This window comes from Streptomyces sp. NBC_00080 (assembly GCF_045041255.1).
Classification (GTDB): domain Bacteria; phylum Actinomycetota; class Actinomycetes; order Streptomycetales; family Streptomycetaceae; genus Streptomyces; species Streptomyces coriariae.
The window spans coordinates 4,527,888-4,545,014 of sequence record NZ_CP108235.1 but is presented as its reverse complement, the minus strand read 5'-3'; the positions used below and the strand labels follow the sequence as shown (position 1 = coordinate 4,545,014).

19 protein-coding genes and 2 pseudogenes are annotated in these 17,127 nt (G+C 64.2%); 15 read left to right on the top strand and 6 right to left on the bottom strand.

Annotated features, from left to right (window positions below):
• Positions 1 to 26: 26 nt before the first annotated feature.
• The 6 genes and pseudogenes from OHU34_RS20280 to OHU34_RS20255 all read left to right on the top strand — a co-directional run.
• Entirely contained in the window at positions 27 to 608 is a 582-nt protein-coding gene (locus OHU34_RS20280) for a hypothetical protein (protein ID WP_230195141.1), read from the top strand.
• Positions 605 to 1,366, top strand: a complete 762-nt coding sequence (locus tag OHU34_RS20275; protein ID WP_142265332.1) for an ANTAR domain-containing protein — start codon at positions 605 to 607, stop codon at positions 1,364 to 1,366. Before OHU34_RS20280 ends, OHU34_RS20275 begins: the two co-directional genes overlap by 4 nt.
• Before the next feature lie 78 nt (positions 1,367 to 1,444).
• On the top strand, positions 1,445 to 2,161 hold the full coding sequence (locus tag OHU34_RS20270) for a GAF and ANTAR domain-containing protein (RefSeq protein ID WP_142265333.1): 717 nt from the start codon (positions 1,445 to 1,447) through the stop codon (positions 2,159 to 2,161).
• 288 nt (positions 2,162 to 2,449) lie between these two features.
• Complete coding sequence (locus OHU34_RS20265; protein WP_142265334.1) at positions 2,450 to 2,728, top strand: hypothetical protein; 279 nt, start codon at positions 2,450 to 2,452, stop codon at positions 2,726 to 2,728.
• Between the two features lie 82 nt (positions 2,729 to 2,810).
• Entirely contained in the window at positions 2,811 to 3,203 is a 393-nt protein-coding gene (locus OHU34_RS20260; RefSeq protein ID WP_230195140.1) for an ANTAR domain-containing protein, read from the top strand.
• A 9-nt stretch (positions 3,204 to 3,212) separates the two neighbouring features.
• Positions 3,213 to 3,362 (top strand): annotated as a pseudogene (locus tag OHU34_RS20255) (PRC-barrel domain containing protein); the annotation flags it as partial.
• Positions 3,363 to 3,669: 307 nt separating this feature from the next.
• Here OHU34_RS20255 and OHU34_RS20250 read toward each other — a convergent pair.
• Positions 3,670 to 4,134 (bottom strand): hypothetical protein, encoded by a 465-nt coding sequence (locus OHU34_RS20250; protein ID WP_405767677.1) that lies wholly within the window; start codon positions 4,132 to 4,134, stop codon positions 3,670 to 3,672.
• A gap of 250 nt (positions 4,135 to 4,384) precedes the next feature.
• Between OHU34_RS20250 and OHU34_RS20245 the strand changes: the two genes are divergently transcribed.
• The 5 genes and pseudogenes from OHU34_RS20245 to OHU34_RS20225 all read left to right on the top strand — a co-directional run bounded on the left by OHU34_RS20245 (position 4,385) and on the right by OHU34_RS20225 (position 7,500).
• Positions 4,385 to 4,714, top strand: a complete 330-nt coding sequence (locus OHU34_RS20245) for a hypothetical protein (RefSeq protein ID WP_405767675.1) — start codon at positions 4,385 to 4,387, stop codon at positions 4,712 to 4,714.
• 375 nt (positions 4,715 to 5,089) lie between these two features.
• Complete coding sequence (locus OHU34_RS20240; protein WP_405767672.1) at positions 5,090 to 5,629, top strand: winged helix-turn-helix domain-containing protein; 540 nt, start codon at positions 5,090 to 5,092, stop codon at positions 5,627 to 5,629.
• Positions 5,626 to 6,183 carry a transposase gene (locus OHU34_RS20235; protein WP_405772308.1) on the top strand — a complete coding sequence of 186 codons (558 nt, stop codon included), beginning with the start codon at positions 5,626 to 5,628 and terminating at the stop codon, positions 6,181 to 6,183. Before OHU34_RS20240 ends, OHU34_RS20235 begins: the two co-directional genes overlap by 4 nt.
• A gap of 524 nt (positions 6,184 to 6,707) precedes the next feature.
• Positions 6,708 to 7,037, top strand: a pseudogene (locus OHU34_RS20230) (hypothetical protein).
• 85 nt (positions 7,038 to 7,122) lie between these two features.
• A complete protein-coding gene (locus OHU34_RS20225; protein ID WP_405767669.1) occupies positions 7,123 to 7,500 on the top strand; it encodes a DUF5958 family protein in 378 nt (125 codons plus the stop codon).
• A gap of 1,386 nt (positions 7,501 to 8,886) precedes the next feature.
• Here OHU34_RS20225 and OHU34_RS20220 read toward each other — a convergent pair.
• From OHU34_RS20220 to OHU34_RS20205, 4 genes are all read right to left on the bottom strand, one after another.
• Positions 8,887 to 9,696 (bottom strand): restriction endonuclease, encoded by an 810-nt coding sequence (locus OHU34_RS20220; protein WP_405767667.1) that lies wholly within the window; start codon positions 9,694 to 9,696, stop codon positions 8,887 to 8,889.
• Between the two features lie 107 nt (positions 9,697 to 9,803).
• The gene (locus OHU34_RS20215; protein WP_405767665.1) at positions 9,804 to 11,573 is read right to left on the bottom strand and encodes a DUF2326 domain-containing protein; all 1,770 of its coding nucleotides are present in this window, start codon (positions 11,571 to 11,573) and stop codon (positions 9,804 to 9,806) included.
• Positions 11,561 to 11,785, bottom strand: a complete 225-nt coding sequence (locus OHU34_RS20210) for an ABC-three component system middle component 6 (RefSeq protein WP_405767663.1) — start codon at positions 11,783 to 11,785, stop codon at positions 11,561 to 11,563. Before OHU34_RS20210 ends, OHU34_RS20215 begins: the two co-directional genes overlap by 13 nt.
• Positions 11,782 to 12,546, bottom strand: a complete 765-nt coding sequence (locus OHU34_RS20205; RefSeq protein ID WP_139058351.1) for a hypothetical protein — start codon at positions 12,544 to 12,546, stop codon at positions 11,782 to 11,784. The genes OHU34_RS20210 and OHU34_RS20205 overlap by 4 nt, the downstream gene beginning before the upstream one ends.
• A gap of 536 nt (positions 12,547 to 13,082) precedes the next feature.
• Between OHU34_RS20205 and OHU34_RS20200 the strand changes: the two genes are divergently transcribed.
• From OHU34_RS20200 to OHU34_RS20185, 4 genes are all read left to right on the top strand, one after another.
• Complete coding sequence (locus OHU34_RS20200) at positions 13,083 to 13,931, top strand: helix-turn-helix domain-containing protein (protein WP_405767660.1); 849 nt, start codon at positions 13,083 to 13,085, stop codon at positions 13,929 to 13,931.
• 97 nt (positions 13,932 to 14,028) lie between these two features.
• Entirely contained in the window at positions 14,029 to 14,430 is a 402-nt protein-coding gene (locus tag OHU34_RS20195) for an ATP-binding protein (RefSeq protein ID WP_405767658.1), read from the top strand.
• 175 nt (positions 14,431 to 14,605) lie between these two features.
• Entirely contained in the window at positions 14,606 to 15,457 is an 852-nt protein-coding gene (locus tag OHU34_RS20190; RefSeq protein ID WP_405767656.1) for a sigma factor-like helix-turn-helix DNA-binding protein, read from the top strand.
• Positions 15,454 to 16,275 carry an integrase gene (locus OHU34_RS20185; RefSeq protein ID WP_405767653.1) on the top strand — a complete coding sequence of 274 codons (822 nt, stop codon included), beginning with the start codon at positions 15,454 to 15,456 and terminating at the stop codon, positions 16,273 to 16,275. Before OHU34_RS20190 ends, OHU34_RS20185 begins: the two co-directional genes overlap by 4 nt.
• A 10-nt stretch (positions 16,276 to 16,285) precedes the next feature.
• Here OHU34_RS20185 and OHU34_RS20180 read toward each other — a convergent pair whose 3' ends face one another.
• Positions 16,286 to 16,627 carry a hypothetical protein gene (locus OHU34_RS20180; RefSeq protein ID WP_405767651.1) on the bottom strand — a complete coding sequence of 114 codons (342 nt, stop codon included), beginning with the start codon at positions 16,625 to 16,627 and terminating at the stop codon, positions 16,286 to 16,288.
• Between the last annotated feature and the right edge of the window lie 500 nt (positions 16,628 to 17,127).

Genomic DNA, 17,127 nt, shown 5'->3' with positions numbered 1-17,127 from the left:
CCACGGACGCGGTGCGGTTGCGCCGCGTGAACCGCTGGCTGGCGCAGGACTTGGCCGGAGAGCTGGCGGATCTGTACGTCGACTCCCGAGAGACGTCCGCCGCCGAGGCGTACCGCAGCCGCAGCCGTCAGGACTTCCTGAACCGTCTCACCGGCGACATCCGGCGGCCGGGGTTCGCCATGGTGATCGCGGAGACGGACCACCTGGTGGGATGCGCTTTCGGCTTCCCGGTGGCCGGTGACGGCATCTGGTGGCTCGGGTTCCACGGAGCACAGCCGCGGAGCATCGAGCAACTCACCGCCTCCGGCGGCGTCTTCGCGATCACCGGCATTCTGGTCCAGCCACACCCACAGAACCAGGACGTGGCCCGCCGGTTGCAAGAGCGGCTGCTGAGCGGCCACCGGGCATCCCTCGGCGCCGCCTTGGTGGATCCGGACGATCACCCGACCCTCGCGTCCCTCCGCTCCTGGGGATGGCTGGACATGGGAGAGGTGTGGCGGCACGCGGGCCCGACAGTGTTCCGTGCGCTGGTATTCCCCCTCGGAGAACGCACCACGGCGCGGCTGGAGGGCCTGGCCGACGATGAATGGACGCGGTGGCCCGGATGAGGGCCGACAGCCGGTCGGCCCTCATCCAGGTGCTGGTCGCCGAGCAGGCGGCCCGACGCGGCGCGCCGGTCGGTGTGGTGGACGTGTGCACCGCGGCCGTGGCCGCATTGCCGGTCGGCGGAGCCGGGGTGTCGGCGATGTCCCGGACCGCCGCGAGCCATCCGCTGTGCAGCACCGACGACATCAGCCAGCAGTTGGAGGAGCTCCAGCTCACCCTGGGTGAGGGCCCCTGCGTGGACGCCTTCACCCACGGCTCGGCCGTCCTGTCCCCCGATCTGCTGACCGGCGGGCTGCAGGACCGCTGGCCGGTGTTCGCCGACGTGGCCTTGGAAGCCGGGGCACGCGCCGTCTTCGCACTCCCCCTGCAGATCGGGGCGATCAGCCCGGGAGTCCTCGACCTGTACGCCGACGTGCCGACCGTGCTGGACGCGGAGGAGCTGGCCGACGCGCTGGCGTTCGCCGATCTCGCCACGCTGCTCCTGCTCGACGCGCGGATCGACGAGACGGGCGCGCAGGCCGGCGCACCGTCACCGGACCACGGCTTCGAGGACCTGGGCGGATACCGGGCGGAGATCGACCAGGCCACCGGCATCCTCACCGTCCAGCTCGAAGTCGGCATCGACGAAGCCTTCGTCCGGCTGCGCGCCTACGCCTATACGCAAGGGCGCCGGCTCGCCGACGTGGCCGCCGACGTGGTGGCCCACCGGCTCCGATTCTCCCCGGACAGCGAACCGAAACGGAGCGACAACGGCAACTGACCCATCGGCTCGGGCCGACGAACGTCCTGCACTTCCCGCCCCCTCCCGGCGGGACCAGTCTCAATCGAGGGTGTCACGATGAATCAGCAGCTCCTGGCCAAGACCTTCGTCGAGCTGGCGGACAACCTGGTCGCCGACTTCGACCTCATCGATTTCCTGCGCCTGCTCACCGACCGCTGCGTGAGCATGCTCGATGCGAGCGCCGCCGGGGTGCTGCTCGCCGACCGGGACGGCAAACTGCGCGTGATGGCCGCCTCCGACGAACAGGTGCGCCTGCTGGAGCTCTTCCAGCTCCAGAACGACGAGGGCCCCTGCCTGGAGTGCTTCGGTACCGGCGCACCGGTGATCGTCCCCGATCTGACCCGGGAGGTCGACCGCTGGCCGCATTTCGCAACGGCGGCCCACCGCAGCGGCTTCGGCGCTGTCCAGGCCCTGCCCATGCGGCTGCGGGACGAGACCGTCGGTGCGCTGAACCTCTTCCGCGCCGCCCCCGGCCCCTTCGACCCGCCCGCCACACTCATCGCCCAGGCCCTGGCCGACGTCGCCACCATCAGCCTCCTACAGCAACGCTCCACCCACCGCAGCACCGTGCTCAACGAACAGCTGCAGACCGCGCTGAACAGCCGCGTACTGATCGAACAGGCCAAGGGGAAACTCGCCGAACGCCAGAGCATCGACATGGAACGGGCGTTCACTGCGCTGCGCGGCTACGCCCGTGCGCACAACCGGCGACTGTCCGATGTGGCCCGCGCCTTCATCGACGGCTCCGAACCCCTCCCCGGGCTGGTGGCCTGACCACCCCGGAGACCCCGGCCGCGGCGAACACCACGCCACGCGCCACGCCTCCACCCACGCCCAGAGCGGTGACGACCTGCTTCGTACGGCGGCTCATGGCGGCGGTGTCCAGCTGCCGCGGGAAGCGCCGCATGGCCGCCCGGACGGCGAGTACCGCGCCGATCCGATCAAGAGGCAGCCCGCGGCTGACCTCGCACGGTATCCACCACCGTCGAACGGGACTACGCTCTGGTGTGAGGCCCCAGTCCCCGGTATCGATGCAGAGTCCAACTCCCGGGGAGGCCCCCTGTGTTCGTCCTGCTCCTCATCCTCATCGCCGCCCTGTTCGGCCTCGGCTTCCTCCACCCGATCTGGTGGGTGGCCGCAGCGGTGCTGGTCTACGGCGCGACCCGGCACGCACGCGACCGTGGCGGAGGCCGGAGCCGCAGCGGCGGTTCCGACCGCGAGGACTACCGGGACTACCGGGAGCGCCGGGATCGTCAGGACCGCTGGGACCGCCGCTACAGCCGCCAGAACCGGGTGCGCTGGAGCCGCGAGGACCGTCGGGACCACGAACACCGCAGGTGACTCGTGGAGCGACCTGGCAGTCATGTGTTCCGGACGGCTTCGGCCGGGCCGGACACGTCGAACTCGTTGAGAGGTACATGCCATGCATCGCACCACCCTGCTCCGTGAGGACTATTGGAAACTGCGGGCCGAGGCCACGTGGGGGAACGCGTCCGCGGGAGAGGATCTCGTCGCCCTGCGCGCCGAGAACGATCAGCTGCGGCGGGCGCTGGCCGGTCGCGCGGTCATCGACCAGGCCCGCGGCATGATGATGGTCCTGACCCCCTGCACCCGGGAGACGGCCAGGGAGCTCCTGGTCGACATCTCTCGGCAGTGCAACACCAAACTTCCGGCGGTGGCCGCGGCCGTGGTCGCCGCCTGGGAGGGCAAGCCGCTCTCGGAGCGGATGCAGCGGGCGCTGCGGCGTGCCCTGCGGCGGCTTCACGCCGAAGACCGACGGTGCGACTCACCCCCGGCCGATGAGCGGTCCAGGTAGGGAGAGGCCATGATCCACGCAGCCGACGTCCGGGAATGGCGCAACCGCGACGTCGTCGACACCGAGTCGCGCAAGATCGTTGTCCTGGAGGCGGTCTACCTGGACACCACCAGCGACGAACCGGCCATGGCCCCGGTACGGACCGGACTGCCCTACCGGGCCGGTGCGGCCGGCGAACGGCAACTGGCGCGCCGCTGGGTCCAGACAACGAACAAACCCCAGACCGTCGGCCTGGGGTTTCAATCTGGAGCGGGTGACGAGAATCGAACTCGCGCTCTCAGCTTGGGAAGCTGCGGACATCGAGGGCCTGGTGTGGGCGCTGACCTGCTCGAACGGCCGGTTCGAGGCTTCTGCAGGCTCAGCTGCTTTCACCGTGATTCCCCGCTGTTCCCCGCTCGTTCTGGTGCGGTTGTGGTGCAGCCACCGTCGACATGGAGCTACACGAGTCGGCGCGTCTGCAAGCGCATCAGAGGTGTTGCTTGGCTTCTCTGACGAGTCGGCTGATGTCGTCACGGGTCCGTGCCCTGGCGTCGTCGAGTTCGGTTCTGCTGTCTGTCTTGGACAGCACCGTAACGTCTGCCAGCACGTCCTCCGCGGCCCGGCTCAGCGTCTCGTCATCGGTGAGCATCTGTACCCGGAACAGCGCCTCTTGGGCGTTGGAACGTAGATCGTAGGCGCGGATCCGCACAGCGTCGGGGTCCTCCGGTGGTGGCTGTTCGTTCTCGCAGAACCAGAGGTGAACCAGGCAGCGGCGGTAGTTGACCAACGCACCGGCGTAGACAGAGTAGGCATCGAGCCGTTCCTGCCGGAGCTTCTCGCGGCGGGTGAACTGGTGGCTCCTGTCGGCGGTTCGCTGCTGGAAAGCCAGGGTGATCCCCGAACCAAACAGCGTCCCCAGGACGGCTATACCGCTGGCGATGATGGTCTCCACACCCCAAGCTCATCACGCCTTGCCGTCCTCGGACGCCCAACCCAAGTCCGATCTCAACACGCTTTCCAACTGTGGTGGGGTCTTGGGCCGGGTGCAGGGGTGTTCACCTGCGTTCATGGGCGGCCAGCCATCGGGGCGGGGGCGGCTCCGGGTCTCGTCTGAACGGCCGTGAACGGCGCTGAATGAGACGGAAACTGAGGCGGAGAGCAGGGCCGGACTCGCTAGCATCGACGCTGTTGAAGGGGGAGTCATGGCGCTGGTCCGCAAGGGTTCACGACGGATCTTTGTCGACGGCACGGTCTACCGCTGGCGGCTGCGAGGCAGGCCGACGTACTTCCAGGGGCTGACTTGGTCGCCGTGCACGTTCGCGGTCGAGCATGCGGACACCCCGGGCGTGACGCTCGTGGTCACCACCGACCAGCCGCATTTGAGCAACTGGTTCGGTCGTGAGGCTGAGCCTTTACTGCCGTCCGGTGTTGCCGCGGCTGTTCGACGTGCCCTGCGGGAGGGTTGGACTCCGACGGCTCCGGGCTCCGCGTTCCACCTCGATCAGTCCGCCGGCTTCACGCCTTCGAACTGACCGGATGCGGGGCATTGTTGGTGCTCGTACCTCAGCCGACGACAGTCAGCCACGATCGCGGGTTCGTCAATGGATCAGGCGGGCGTGTGCCTCGCTGTACCCCCACTGGCCTCAGCCACGCTGCCTGGTGACGTCCGTCAGAGCATGCGGCAACGGCGGAACCGTGGTGACGAAGCATTGGGCAAGGACTTCTTCGTCCCGAAGCAACTTGGGTGGGGGTGCCGCCTTGGGCTGGTGTGCCTCTTACCTGCGCTGACGGTCTGCAGACGTTCGCGCTCGTCCGCCGTTGTTCGTCGGCGTTGTCACGCAGTTACTGACCTTTTCGGTTTGGCTTCGGGTGGTGACGATGGGTGATCGCTGCGGTATGCCGGTGTTATGCGGTATGCGGAGGGTGGGGGCCTGACTGCTGAGCGTCGGGCTGTGCGCGAGGTGCTCCGGCTGGAGGCCGGAGAGAGGTTCGCACGTGATGACAGAACGTCGGACATCGCCAAGGACCTGCGGGTGAGCGAGCGTTCGGTGGAGCGCTGGCGCCATGACTGGCGTGAAGGCGGCATGGCGGGTCTGAAATCGAAGGGTCCGGCGAAGTTACCGAAGCTGTCGGACGAACGATTTGCCAGGCTGGAGGAAGAGCTGGCCAAGGGTCCGGCTGCACATGGCTGGGAAGATCAGCGGTGGACCCTGGAACGTGTGCGAACGGTGATCGGCCGCCAGTTCCAGATCAGCTGCTCCATCGCGGGAGTGTGGCGGCTCCTGCACCGCCACGGCTGGTCCTGGCAGAGCCCGGCCCGTCGCGCGCTGGAACGCGACGACCATGCGGTCGAGCTCTGGAAGAAGGACGTGTGGCCGCAGGTGGAAGGACCGCGGCGGCGCTCGGGGCCTACATCGTCTTCGAGGACGAGGCCGGGTTCGCGATGACGCCGCCACGAGCCCGCACCTGGGGCCGGCGCGGACAGACTCCCGTGGTCAGAGTGCGGGGACGGTCCCGGCGACGGATCTCCATCGCAGCGATGTGCTGCTACCGGCCCGGTGAACGCTCCCGGCTGATCTACCGGCCCCGCTTCCACACGCTCCTCAAAGGAGCACGCAAGAGCTTCGCCTGGCAGGACTACCGTGACCTCCTGGTCCGCGCGCACCTGCAACTGGGCGCCCCGATCATTGTCGTCTGGGACAATCTGAACACCCATCGCACCGCCGGGATGCGCACGTACGCCGCCGGCCACGAATGGCTCACGATCATCCAATTGCCGCCCTACAGCCCGGACTTGAATCCCGTGGAAGGCATCTGGTCGCTGTTACGGCGCGGTCCGATGGCCAACACCGCGTTCACCGATGCCGACCACCTCACCCGCACCCTCCGTCGAGGACTCGCCCACATCCAGCGCCATCCCGAACTCATCGACGGCTGCCTCACCGAGACCGGACTGACCCTCACCTCGAGTCACCCGAAGCTAACCCGAAAAGGGCAGTAGACACTCACCCCCGCGGCTCCAGCTCACTTCTTGCGGCGCTTGCTCGTCCTCTTCTTCAGCTCGGCTTGGCCGCGCTTCGTCCAGTCGCCTTGGTGGAGGTAGCAGCGCGATGTGCCCTTCACTGTCTTGTTCTGGCACCGACCGCCGGCCGCCGTTGGCCAACCACACTTCCCTTGCTTCCACTCGCCCACCGTCAACCCCCGGTAGTCCAGCTCCACCTGTCGACAACCAGCGTGCGTGGCCTTGCAGCCGTAGGGGAGGGCGCACGGCAGGCGGCACCCGGGCCCCACGCGCACGCGGTCAGTACATCCGGCGCACCTCCCCGATGTGCACGCCTTCCGACTGTGGTTTTGGGGCGGTGGGGCGCGGGCAGGGGTGTTCACCTGCGTTCATGGGTGGCCGGTCGTCTGGGCGGCTACCGCCTCCGGTCTCGTCTGAGCGGCCGTGAACGGTGCTGAATGAGAAGGAAACTGAGACGGACGGCGGGGCCGGGCTCGCTAGCATCTTCGCTGTTGAAGGGAGCCATGGCGTTGGTCCGCAAGGGATCACGGCTGATCGTCGTTGACGGTACGGCCTACCGATGGCGGCTGTGAGGCCGGCCGACATACTTCCAGGGCTTGGCCTGGTTGCCGTGCACGTTCGTGGTCGAGCATGCGAACACCCCGGGAGCGACGCTCGTGGTTACCACCGACCAGTCGCATTCGAGCAACTGGATTGGTCGAGAGGCTGAGCCTGTACGGCCGTCCGGTGTTGCTGCGGCTGTTCGACTTGCCCTGCGTGAGGGGTGGACTCCGATGGCTCCGGGTTCCGCGTTCCACCTCGACCAGTCCGCCGATTTCAAGCCTTCGCACTGAACAGCCTGGGGAATTGTCGGGGCTCTGGTGAGCGTACCGTCGGCCTGAAGTCACGAGGAGGTGGTCGGTGTTGTACGCACACGAGGTGATCCTGAACGAACTTGCGCAGGGGCTCAGGCCGGTGGTCGAGGGTGTCGAGTGGTTCGAGGGCCTCGTGGAGGATGACCAGCGCAAGGTCCTTCATGCACTGGTGCTGTTCTGCGGACAGGCCCGCGCCTGCGAGGAGGACGTGCCGGAGAGCATCGCGCGTTCCGGCATCCGTCCCTCTTACACGCCGGCGGTGATGCTCACGAAGTGGCGTTTCGGAATGGATCGACTTCCGGCCTACGAACTGACCAAGTCGTTCCGCCTGCTCGTCGCCCTCTTCAGCATCGCGGATACCCGCAGGCGGACGCTGTATTGCGCCGATGGGTGCGGTCACGACTGGCACAACCTGTCGGACCCGCGGCGGGATGCAACCTAGGTGTCTTCTTGCCCTGGGTCTTCCCGGGGATCTTGGTGAGCTGGGTTTTGCTGGTCAGGGCAGTGCTCATGGCCGGCCAAATGGTCGTCATTGGTCGTTGTTGGCCACCATCGAGCGACCTCGGACGGCCCAGAGACGGCCCAGCTTTCCGGTACAAGGACGCGTTCGGTCGACGGCGGAGACGAGCAGAACGCGCCCAGCGCCGTATAGGTAATCCACGGTCACCCCATCTGCCATGCCAGCCAAGGGGATTGAGACGGGGCTCACTTGTTCCTGGATCGAGCTGCGATCTTGCCTGGGCTTGACCTACCATCAGTTCTGCGCGCTGGAGTGCAACATCCTGCGCGCAGTCGAAGCCCTTTGCGTCGCTTCTTGTGATCTGCGCCCCGATGGTGCAGGGAGTTCCAGGAGGCGCGGGACCGGGGCGGGGCACGCAGGGTCATATACCTGCAAGTCCTGGCCCAATCGATGTCGGCCCGCAAAGTCGCTTGAGGAGCATTCGGCTTTCTATGGACCCACTAGCTACACCACGTTTTGCCGAGCGCACCCGCCTCGGCCACTGAGACACCCAGCGTTGCGTCGAGCGTAGGGCTTCTCGGTTCGAGCCACTTCACCGTGGCCGAGCTGACGAATGCCCTGCGCAAGAGACCCGGCTCGGTCACCTGACCTGAAAGGTACTGAGACTGTTGGACGCGGCCGTGACGCTCGGCATCCTCGCGATCTTCGGGGTTCTATCGATTCTGCTGTTCGCTATTCGGGGGTTCCTCGACCAATTGCCTGATGTCTTCGCCTCAGCGCATCGCGCTCGGACTGCTTGGCGGGACCTCAAGCAGACCCATACTGAGCAGGGGCAACCGGAGAGTTCTCGCTCTCAGCCCTCCCCATAGGCCGTCCCGTGCTCAGGAAGGCATAAGCCAGATGTCGAAGGTCCCGGACCATGATCGGTCCGGGGCCTTTGGCTGGTGCCGTCGGCAGATTCGAACCTGCGACACCCGCTTTAGGAGAGAGGCGGGGGAGTGGGGGCGCTGACCTGGAGCTTCGATACCTGGCCGGGCCACCGAGAACTCGACCGCGAGACACCGCCGTTGACCGTGACTGACCCCTGGATCTGGCACGGCAGTGGCACGAACCTCAGCCGACGACAGTCAGCCACGACGGCGAGCGCGCCGAACGACCACGCACGCGTGTGCCTCGCTGTACCCCCACCGGCCTCAGCCACGCTATAGGGGTTTGTCGTCGATCAGAGCAAGCGGCCATGGCCGGCCGTGACGACGGCCGGAGTCCTCAGCATGGGAAGCTGAGGTGATCTCTGGTCCTATAGCTTCGTCGGCTTCGGTGACGGTGTCCCAAGGACTGATCAGCCTGATGATGGAGCGTCATATTGTGCTACCCACCTGCGGTCTGGCGAATTGCGTTCAGAAGTTCGGTCAGTTCTTTAGACTGCAATTCCCTCCAATCTCCAATCTTCTTTTTCGGTGACATCATTTGATCGTGAATTCGCTCGCACGTGGCGACCGTCTCTTCGATTACGAAAAGCAGGCCCGCCCAATCCTTCACATCGATCGGGATCTCGTCATCCAATGCCCAATAAGCCACTGGCCAGCGGTCAAAACTTGCAAAATTAAGAGCCTCTTTCATTTGCGACAAGCGCGCCAAGATGGGGGACATAATCGCGCTATTCCCTGGCAGGCCAAAGGCTGAGGATGGTCCAACGTAGTGGGCGATTCGCTTGGCCCGCTCTTCTTCAGTCAAGTCCCAGAGGGAGTGGAATTCGTTCTCAAGTGCAGTGATGCGGTCTTGTAGTCCCCTCACTTTAATGGCCGCTAGTTCATGTTCCGCATTCTGGCGAAAGTCGGTAAGGCTAGTTAGAGTGAGATTGGTATTTCTCGCGACCCGGATCGCCCCAGCCTGAAAACCCTTTTCGGCAAAAACAAGGCCACGGTCCGCACCCACATCGGAGACAATTGCGGAGAACGTGAGAATGCGTTCTTTTGGTACGGCCCGATTCCACCTCTTGCATTCAACTACCCACAACTGGGTGACACCTGCCGACTTGATCCGTGCAGTTACGTCGATATCGTGTTCACCCCGTGCGCCTACTACTTTCTCCTCGACTCTTGCCGTAAAACCCAGTTGAGTCAGAGTTGCTGCGACTTCATGCTGATACTGCTGCCATTTTGGCCTGCTGTCGGCCAACGTAATTCCCCTTGTGGGTAGTTGTATGCTGCTTGACTGCGTTGTAAGTAATCCGTCCATGGAAGGGCCGCGCTTATCTGCGCGAGGTGCAACTTTCAGGCATGCGATCAGGAAGGCGTTTGGCTAAACCGAAATCCCAACAACGCATCTTCCGGGCGCGCGTCTCCCAGTTGCAGCCTTACATAATCCTGCCAGTGAAGGCCGATGTCGCGGAGATCTGTCAGCGGTAGGTTATCGCTATTGATGAGTGCAATATATTGGAAGCCAAGGTCCTCGCTACTTTGCTTGGCATAGTTCAAAGCAAGGGCGATCTGGCGCTCATCCACACCTTCGAAAAGCAAACTATCGTGGATTAGGAACCCAGCCCTGTGCTCTGCTGTCTGCCAGACCTGCGTGAGCGCAATGTCGTAAGAATAGATCCCCATAAGGTCTACTCCGTTTGAGCCACGGCGCTGCATCTTTGTTTCGAAGATGAACCCGTTTTCATTCAGGCCGAAGTTGATTTCGCCCGGCTGTCCGTAAAGATACTGCGTGACCTCGACAAATCGAGATGTTACGGTCGACCACTTCGGGCGACGCTCCGAACGATCCAGCAGTGCGCGACTGAGCAAGGCTTGGCGCCCAGACGCCACTGTTGCTTCCTTGGCGGCCGAACTTTCAAGGCTAGTAATTCGCTTTTCGATCTCTTCAAGACGTTCCTGTGTTCGGCCCAAGCGAAATTGTAGCTGGCCGAGATCCTCGACCGCGCCGCCCTCGTTGAGTAGTCGCATCAACTCGGAGCGTTGATCATCCAGGAGATCTAGCCTGCTGGAAATCTCGCCAGCCCGTGTTCGGAGGCGGACGATCTCGTTCTCCAAGTAATCTCTGCGATGCGTCGTTACTTCATTGTGGAATCGAATTACATCAGAAAGATCCCTGCTCACGCTGTCCGGGAATAGGAGGCCAGCTTCCCTATAGATATCTTTCACCCGACTGAGGTCTCCAGCCGACTCTGCTGACATTTGCTGCTCGTATCGAGAGATCTTCTGCTTTAGGATATTCGACTCGTTCACGAGTTCGCGCATCTCTGTCGTGAGGTGCCGGGTTTGTTCCTCAACGGCAGAGTATTCAGGAACAATGCGAAATTCTTCCACCTGACTGCGCAGGCGTTGTTGGTCGGCGACCAGTCTAACTTGTTCGTTTTCCAAGGCGGCCAGTGTGGACCTTTTTTGCAAAGCGGAATCCGGTGACGGTGTGCGCACACTTTTTTCTTGGTCTTTAAGTACTTGCCATTCGGACGCGTGTCGCCAGTTAAGTCCCACCAGGAACGCGTTGTACACCTGCTTCTGGTAGCTACGGATCTGGCGAGATGTCGTGAACGGATCGAGATAGGCATCCCGACCAGACCGAGCAAAATACGAGATCAGTGAGCGGAATGTCGGCGCGTACTTCTCTGCTGCGGTCGCTTCAGTGAGGCCGAAACAGATCTGACCCAAAACTTCCTTCCACGCCTTGGTGGTGATTTCAATTTCGCCATTCAATGAGACTTTCGCCCCATCCATCAGGGGCAGGTCGCGCGCCGGATTAGTGAGAGTGACGGCGGTCGGCTTACTCAAGGAGCGGCGCACGGTGAACGCGCGGTCTCCGTACTCAACGTCAAGAGAGAATTCCCAGTCGTCATCGCGAAGTTGGTGGATAACGTTCTTCTGGGTAACCGAAGAGCCGAGGCAAAAGTGCACAATCTCAACAAGCGTGCTCTTCCCTACGCCGTTGCGTGAGTCGCGATCGGTGGAAGTCGCGTTCCTCTCGGCCACGATCAAATTGAGGCCGTCCGTGAACTCCACCTCGCGGAACGATTCTTTGTTGGCCCTCACCTTCCTAATCTTTAGCGACGCCATGATAGAGTTCCTTTGTCTAGTTCGACGATTCCGACGGTATACAAGAAATCGAGGCAAAGGATAAATCGCTCGTAAGAGATATCCTCTCTCGCTTCTCTCACTTCATCCCAAAGGGATGATACTGTCGTGCTATTTTTGCGCAACGCCAGAATAGAACTCGCCTGCCCCAGGATAGAGTTCTTCGTGTTGACGTATTTATTGGGCGCGATCATGATGTGGTCTCAAAGATGTCGCAGACCTGGAATAGGTGGGCAAGTACAGCCAGGCCGGCTGCGTGGCGCTCGAAGTCCGCTGAACCACCGGCAGCGAAATGCTCCAGCAGGACGAAGAGGCCATCGCCCTTGGCGCCGGTTCTCCGATGCTTGTCGTACTCTTGCCGAAATCCCGAGATCAGTCTAGGTGGGAAGTCTGGATCCACGTGAGTGACCATACTCTGCAGGTAGTTCGCGACGAGTGGGGCCTGCATCAGCCCCATGGTGATCTTCTTTGCACTGCTGGGACCAAGGTCGTTCAAGCTGATCTTGTCTTGAGGGGGCAGCGAATTGAATGCCGTCGAATCGGCAATCTCGCTTGAGATGATCCGTCTGCACACGACTTCAAGTTCGGGGAATCTGATGTCGCTCATCTCATTTTCAAGGTTCCTGTCCACCCAATCCAGGTGATCAAGCTTCATTGCTCTCAGCGTCTCATCGGGGTAATCGTCTGGTTGGCCGTCGACGAGTCGATGGCAGGCAGCGCACAATAGTAGTAGATTCTCGAAAGTGTTCCTGTCCTTGTCGGGTATGGCGGAATTGGCACGCGGACCTTCATTCGAAAAGGCCAATATATGCGCGATGTCGCCGATAATGGTGGTGCTGCTCTGCTCTGTAGCGGGATGAATCAATTTCCTCCGGCACGACGGAAACGCGCAGCGGCCAGCGGCGGAACCGAACAACTGCTTGATCGTCTGCTCGGTGTAGGACCTCGACGCCATGCTCCCCCCAACTTCGTTACACACAGAGTATGTTCGTGCGGGATGGCGTGCCAGATCAAGGTGGTTCCATGGTTCTGGCTGCGGCGGGGGAGCGTTATGCAGTCCTCCGTTTCTGGAGGATCCGAGGAACCGGAGCACTCACGTGCAACGTGCTGGAAGCGCCGCCGGTCACTTGGGAACCCAGGTCAGCGGAGCGGGTTTGGCCGGTGTCCTGCCCGGTTTGGGGTTGAGCGTGATCAGGGGGCCATACGCTGGCCGGCAACTCGGGCAGGCCGTGATCATGCCCGGAATTTGAACGAGTGGCCTGCTCTTGCGTCAGGCGTCTGATTGTCGTGCGCGCGGCACGGGCGCCGGCCGGGCTGGAGCGGGGCGGAGACAGGAGCGCAGGCCCGGCCGGGGGCCGGGCCGCGCGCGGTGAGCGGAGCGAGCCGCCTTGAACCAGTAGAGAAACTTTGAATCATGGCTTGGGTGCTCGGTCGTGACGGCCATCGCTGGCGGGTCCGGCTCTGACTGCCGTGTGGTGTAGAACCCTCGGTATGGGGAGTGAGCGACGAGAGCTGATGAGGGCGCTTGGGGCACGCCTTCGAGGGCTTCGCACGGAGGCCGGTCTGACTGGTGCTGTTCTGGCGCAGCGTGCTGGCGTGGGGCAACCGACCGTGTCCAAGGTGGAGAACGGACGCATGGTCCCCAGCCTCGACGTGTTGGGACGCCTGTTGCTCGCTCTCGATCTCGACGCGTCGACGTCTCGCGAAGTGCGGGAGCTCTTGGTGGCCGTAGAAGCTGCGCCTGACGCAGTCGAGGCCAACGGCGTGGCTCCGCTCGGGTCGGTCCTCGATGACGCGGTGCGGTCTGCTCGGCTGGTCAGGTCGTTTCAATGCGTCGTTCTGCCGGCCATGCTTCAGAGCGCCGAGTACGCCAGGCACATCTTCGCGAGTGCGCCGTACTCGACGCCGGAAGCCGTCGGTCGCGCTGTCGCTGCTCGTGTCGAGCGGCAGAGCCTCTTGTACGAGCCGGGCCGTGAGTCGGTGTTCGTGTTGACCGAAGCGGTGTTGCGAACCTGGCCGGGGGATCCTTCGCTCATGCTCGCCCAGTTTGACCGGCTGCTCGCTGTCGAGAGTCTGAGCACCGTGCGCCTTGGGGTGATCCCGTGGCGTCGCGCGGTGCCGGTCATGCCCCGGCACGGGTTCACCTTGTGTGACCGGCGGGCGGTCGTTGTGGAAGCCTTCCGCGGTGAGCGAGTCGTCGAGGACTCCGACGAGGTTGCCGCGTACGAGGAGACCTTCCGGCGCTTCGAGGAGGCGGCCGTCTTCGGCCGCGAGGCGCGCGAGCTCCTGGTTCGTGTGATGCGGGAGTTCCAGGAGTTGGAGGACTCCACCACCCGTTAGAGGAATAATTCCTAAAGATGCCTGGCCTGCTGGTCGCGCGTAGGAATACTCTGCTCGCTGAGTCGTCTAGCCCCCTAGACGAGGAGGAGTGTTTCTCATGCCCAAAAGCTGGTGCCGGATGTTCCCCGGCCTGACCTGGCAGGTTGCCCAGGCCCGTCACTTCGTCGCCGCGTTGCTGGAGGACGAGACCGCAGAGCTGGTCGACGACGCCGTCCTGGTCGTCGGCGAGCTGGCGGCCAACGCCGTCAAGCACACGCGGAGCGGCTGGTACCGAGGATGGTTCCTCGTGCTCGTCCACTTCGCGGATGACCTGGTTCGTATCGAGGTCGTCGACCAGGGCGGCGACGAGGAACCCATGGTTCGCAACGTCACCAGGCACGTGGAAGAGGACGGCCGCGGGCTGATGCTGATTTCGGCCTGCGCCAAGAACTGGGGTGTGAAGGACCGGCCTTCGGGTGCCCGCTGCGTCTGGGCCGAGCTGGTGCGGACCGGCTCGTGATGGGTGGCTTTCCCGCGGTGATCGGTGGCAGCCTCGCGGGCAGTGGGGGGTGAGCCCCCGGGGAGTGCCTGGGCGTCGGGCCGGCTTCTACGTGATCGGGGTTCATTCGGGCAGGCGACTCCCGCCCATTCCGTCTAGGGCCCTAGACTCCTGGTTACTTCTAGGAGGTGTGGTCATGTCGGACGAGTTGCAGCGGATCATGGCGATCGATGATCCGTACCTGCTCCTGCGTGAGGTCACGACACGGTTGGCCGACGCGCAGCAGGAGGTGACCGAACTCGCCCGGCTCCGCCGTCGTGTCGTTCAGGACCTCCACTCGCAGGGGTTGTCCTACGCGCAGATCGCCGAGAAGGCCGGTCTGAGCCGCGGGCGGATTCACCAGATCCGCCACACGGGCCCGGCGCCCGAGGGTGCTTTCCTCGGCGCGGGCGCCGTCACGGTCGTGACTCCGCTGCGGTGGGACGACGAGAAGAAGCGGCCGGTCGTCGCCATGGCGGACGTTAACTCTGGCAGGCGGCTGGAAGAGCTGGCCAAGTCGTACGGGCTCGACGTCAGCTCCGGCCACGTCCTGGTGAGCGGTGAGGTCGACCTCAACCGTGACGGCCTGGTCGTCGTCTGTGGGCCGGGCATGTCGCAGACCATGAGCGACCTCTACGCGCAGGATCCCGTCCTCAGCTGGGAACACCCCGAAGACGAGCCGTGGGCGCTGCTGGATCGACGTACCGGCACCGCGTACCGCGCGGGAGCGGACACCGAGCCGCAGCGGCCGCACGACGTCGGATACCTCGGCAGACTGCCCCGCCCGGACGGCAACGGCTCCGTACTCGCGATCGCCGGTATCCACACCGCGGGCTCCCTCGGAGTCGTCCAGCTGCTCGCCTCCGACCTGAACACGCTCTGGGGCCAGGTGGGAGAGCATCACTTCTCCACGCTCGTAAGCGTCGAGTACGACCCCGAGACGGACGAACCGCAGTCCGTAGAACTGCTCACCCCTCTCTACCGGCACGACGAGGAGACGACGGCGTGAACGTCGCCATCGCCTCACTGCCCGCAGAACCTGGACAGGCGAACGAGGACTTCGCCGCCGCCGCTTCCGGGGCGGCTGTACTGCTGGACGGGGCCGGCGTCGCTGGGGCAGATACCGGGTGCACGCACGGCATCGCCTGGTTCTCCTCAACGCTGGGGGGCCTGCTGCTGAGCACCATCACCGCACACCCTGCCCGGCCGCTCGCCGGCTGCCTGGCCGACTCGATCCGGGCTGTTCGGTCCTTGCACGAGGACAGCTGCGATCTGTCCTATCGCGCGAGTCCAACCAGCACGGTGGTCGCCGTCCGGGCCGGCGCAGAAGCTCTGGAATACCTAGTGCTCGGCGATTCGACGCTTCTCCTCGCCGACCAGGACGGGAAGACAACCGCGATCACAGACCAGCGCCTGGACGAGGTCGGGAAACGACTTCGCGGCCCGGTCGACGAATTGCCTACCGGCTCACCCGAGCATGCCGCCGCCTTGGCCGATTACCGCGACGCTCTGACGGGGCTCCGTAATCGGCCCGGCGGCTTCTGGATCGCTGGACCTGATTCGCGAGCGGCCGATCACGCCCTCACGGGGACGGTTCCAGTGGCGTCGCTGGCGTCTGCCACGCTGCTCAGCGACGGTGCGACACGGCTCGTCGACTCCTTCGACCTGGACACCTGGGAAGAGACGCTGACTGTTCTCGGTTCATCCGGGCCGGCTGAACTCATCCGCCGCGTCCGGGCGGCAGAGCTCGACGACCCCGATGGCCGGCGCTGGCCCCGCGGCAAAGCACAGGATGACGCCACGGCGCTGCACTGGACGTTGTCGTAGCGCTCGGCCGCTACTGCTTGGGCTGGGTGCTCTCCCGCAACTCGCTGATCAGCACTCCGTCGAGTGGTTGGAACGGTGGCAGCCCCAGGCTTTGCCGACATGCGGCGATCCGTTCCAGAGCCCAGGACTGGACTGCGTTCCCGTCCTGAACGATCTGCAGGAGCTCCCGCACCGATCGTTGAGCGTCGTCCATCCAGGGGGCGACAGGCTCACCCTTGAGCGCTGCCGCGAACCGATTCTGCGCCACGGGGACATCGCCCATGAGTGCGGCAGCGACTCCGGCATGCCAGGACTCCCAGAACCATCCGAGCCTGACCGGCTGGGCGATCAGGTGATTCGCTACGGCCTCCAAGTCGGCGAACCTACTGCGGAGCTCTTGCACTTTTGACCCAGCGCGTGAGGCAAGGTGCTCTGCTTCTCGCGAGAACTGCTCATCGTTGCGGTAGTGCTCAGTCGCTCCCACCCGCTCACTGACGTTGAACGTGAAGTGGTCCGAGTCTTGCCAAAGCCACATAGCTCCGACGTGCAGTCCGCTGCCCTGACTCCATTGAGGCGAGGGGAACTCGACGAGCCCCAGCCACCAGCCATGATCGTCTAGCCACAGGCGAGAGCGGCCATGCTGGCGAAGCCCAAGGGGTCGGAGTCGAGCCTTAGCGGCCGCAGCCACGAGCCGCGATGCGGGAGATGTGGACGCCATGACGGCATTCTCCTCGCCGGCCGTTGCGATCCGCCATGACCCAACCACCTCGTATACCCCCCTAGACAGTTGACGGCCCGTCGGTCTACTGTGGTCGTCAACCCCCCTAGACAGCTAGGGCGGGCCACTCCTCTGCTGTCTAGGGGGGTATTCAG

What these genes read in the sequence shown, in the direction of transcription:
- OHU34_RS20235 (WP_405772308.1), top strand. Translation starts at nt 5,626, where the DNA reads ATGACGCCGCCACGAGCCCGCACCTGGGGCCGGCGCGGACAGACTCCC.
- OHU34_RS20190 (WP_405767656.1), top strand. Translation starts at nt 14,606, where the DNA reads ATGTCGGACGAGTTGCAGCGGATCATGGCGATCGATGATCCGTACCTG.
- OHU34_RS20210 (WP_405767663.1), bottom strand. Translation starts at nt 11,785, where the DNA reads ATGATCGCGCCCAATAAATACGTCAACACGAAGAACTCTATCCTGGGG.
- OHU34_RS20200 (WP_405767660.1), top strand. Translation starts at nt 13,083, where the DNA reads ATGGGGAGTGAGCGACGAGAGCTGATGAGGGCGCTTGGGGCACGCCTT.
- OHU34_RS20260 (WP_230195140.1), top strand. Translation starts at nt 2,811, where the DNA reads ATGCATCGCACCACCCTGCTCCGTGAGGACTATTGGAAACTGCGGGCC.
- OHU34_RS20205 (WP_139058351.1), bottom strand. Translation starts at nt 12,546, where the DNA reads ATGGCGTCGAGGTCCTACACCGAGCAGACGATCAAGCAGTTGTTCGGT.
- OHU34_RS20215 (WP_405767665.1), bottom strand. Translation starts at nt 11,573, where the DNA reads ATGGCGTCGCTAAAGATTAGGAAGGTGAGGGCCAACAAAGAATCGTTC.
- OHU34_RS20275 (WP_142265332.1), top strand. Translation starts at nt 605, where the DNA reads ATGAGGGCCGACAGCCGGTCGGCCCTCATCCAGGTGCTGGTCGCCGAG.
- OHU34_RS20195 (WP_405767658.1), top strand. Translation starts at nt 14,029, where the DNA reads ATGCCCAAAAGCTGGTGCCGGATGTTCCCCGGCCTGACCTGGCAGGTT.
- OHU34_RS20245 (WP_405767675.1), top strand. Translation starts at nt 4,385, where the DNA reads ATGGCGCTGGTCCGCAAGGGTTCACGACGGATCTTTGTCGACGGCACG.
- OHU34_RS20270 (WP_142265333.1), top strand. Translation starts at nt 1,445, where the DNA reads ATGAATCAGCAGCTCCTGGCCAAGACCTTCGTCGAGCTGGCGGACAAC.
- OHU34_RS20240 (WP_405767672.1), top strand. Translation starts at nt 5,090, where the DNA reads ATGCGGTATGCGGAGGGTGGGGGCCTGACTGCTGAGCGTCGGGCTGTG.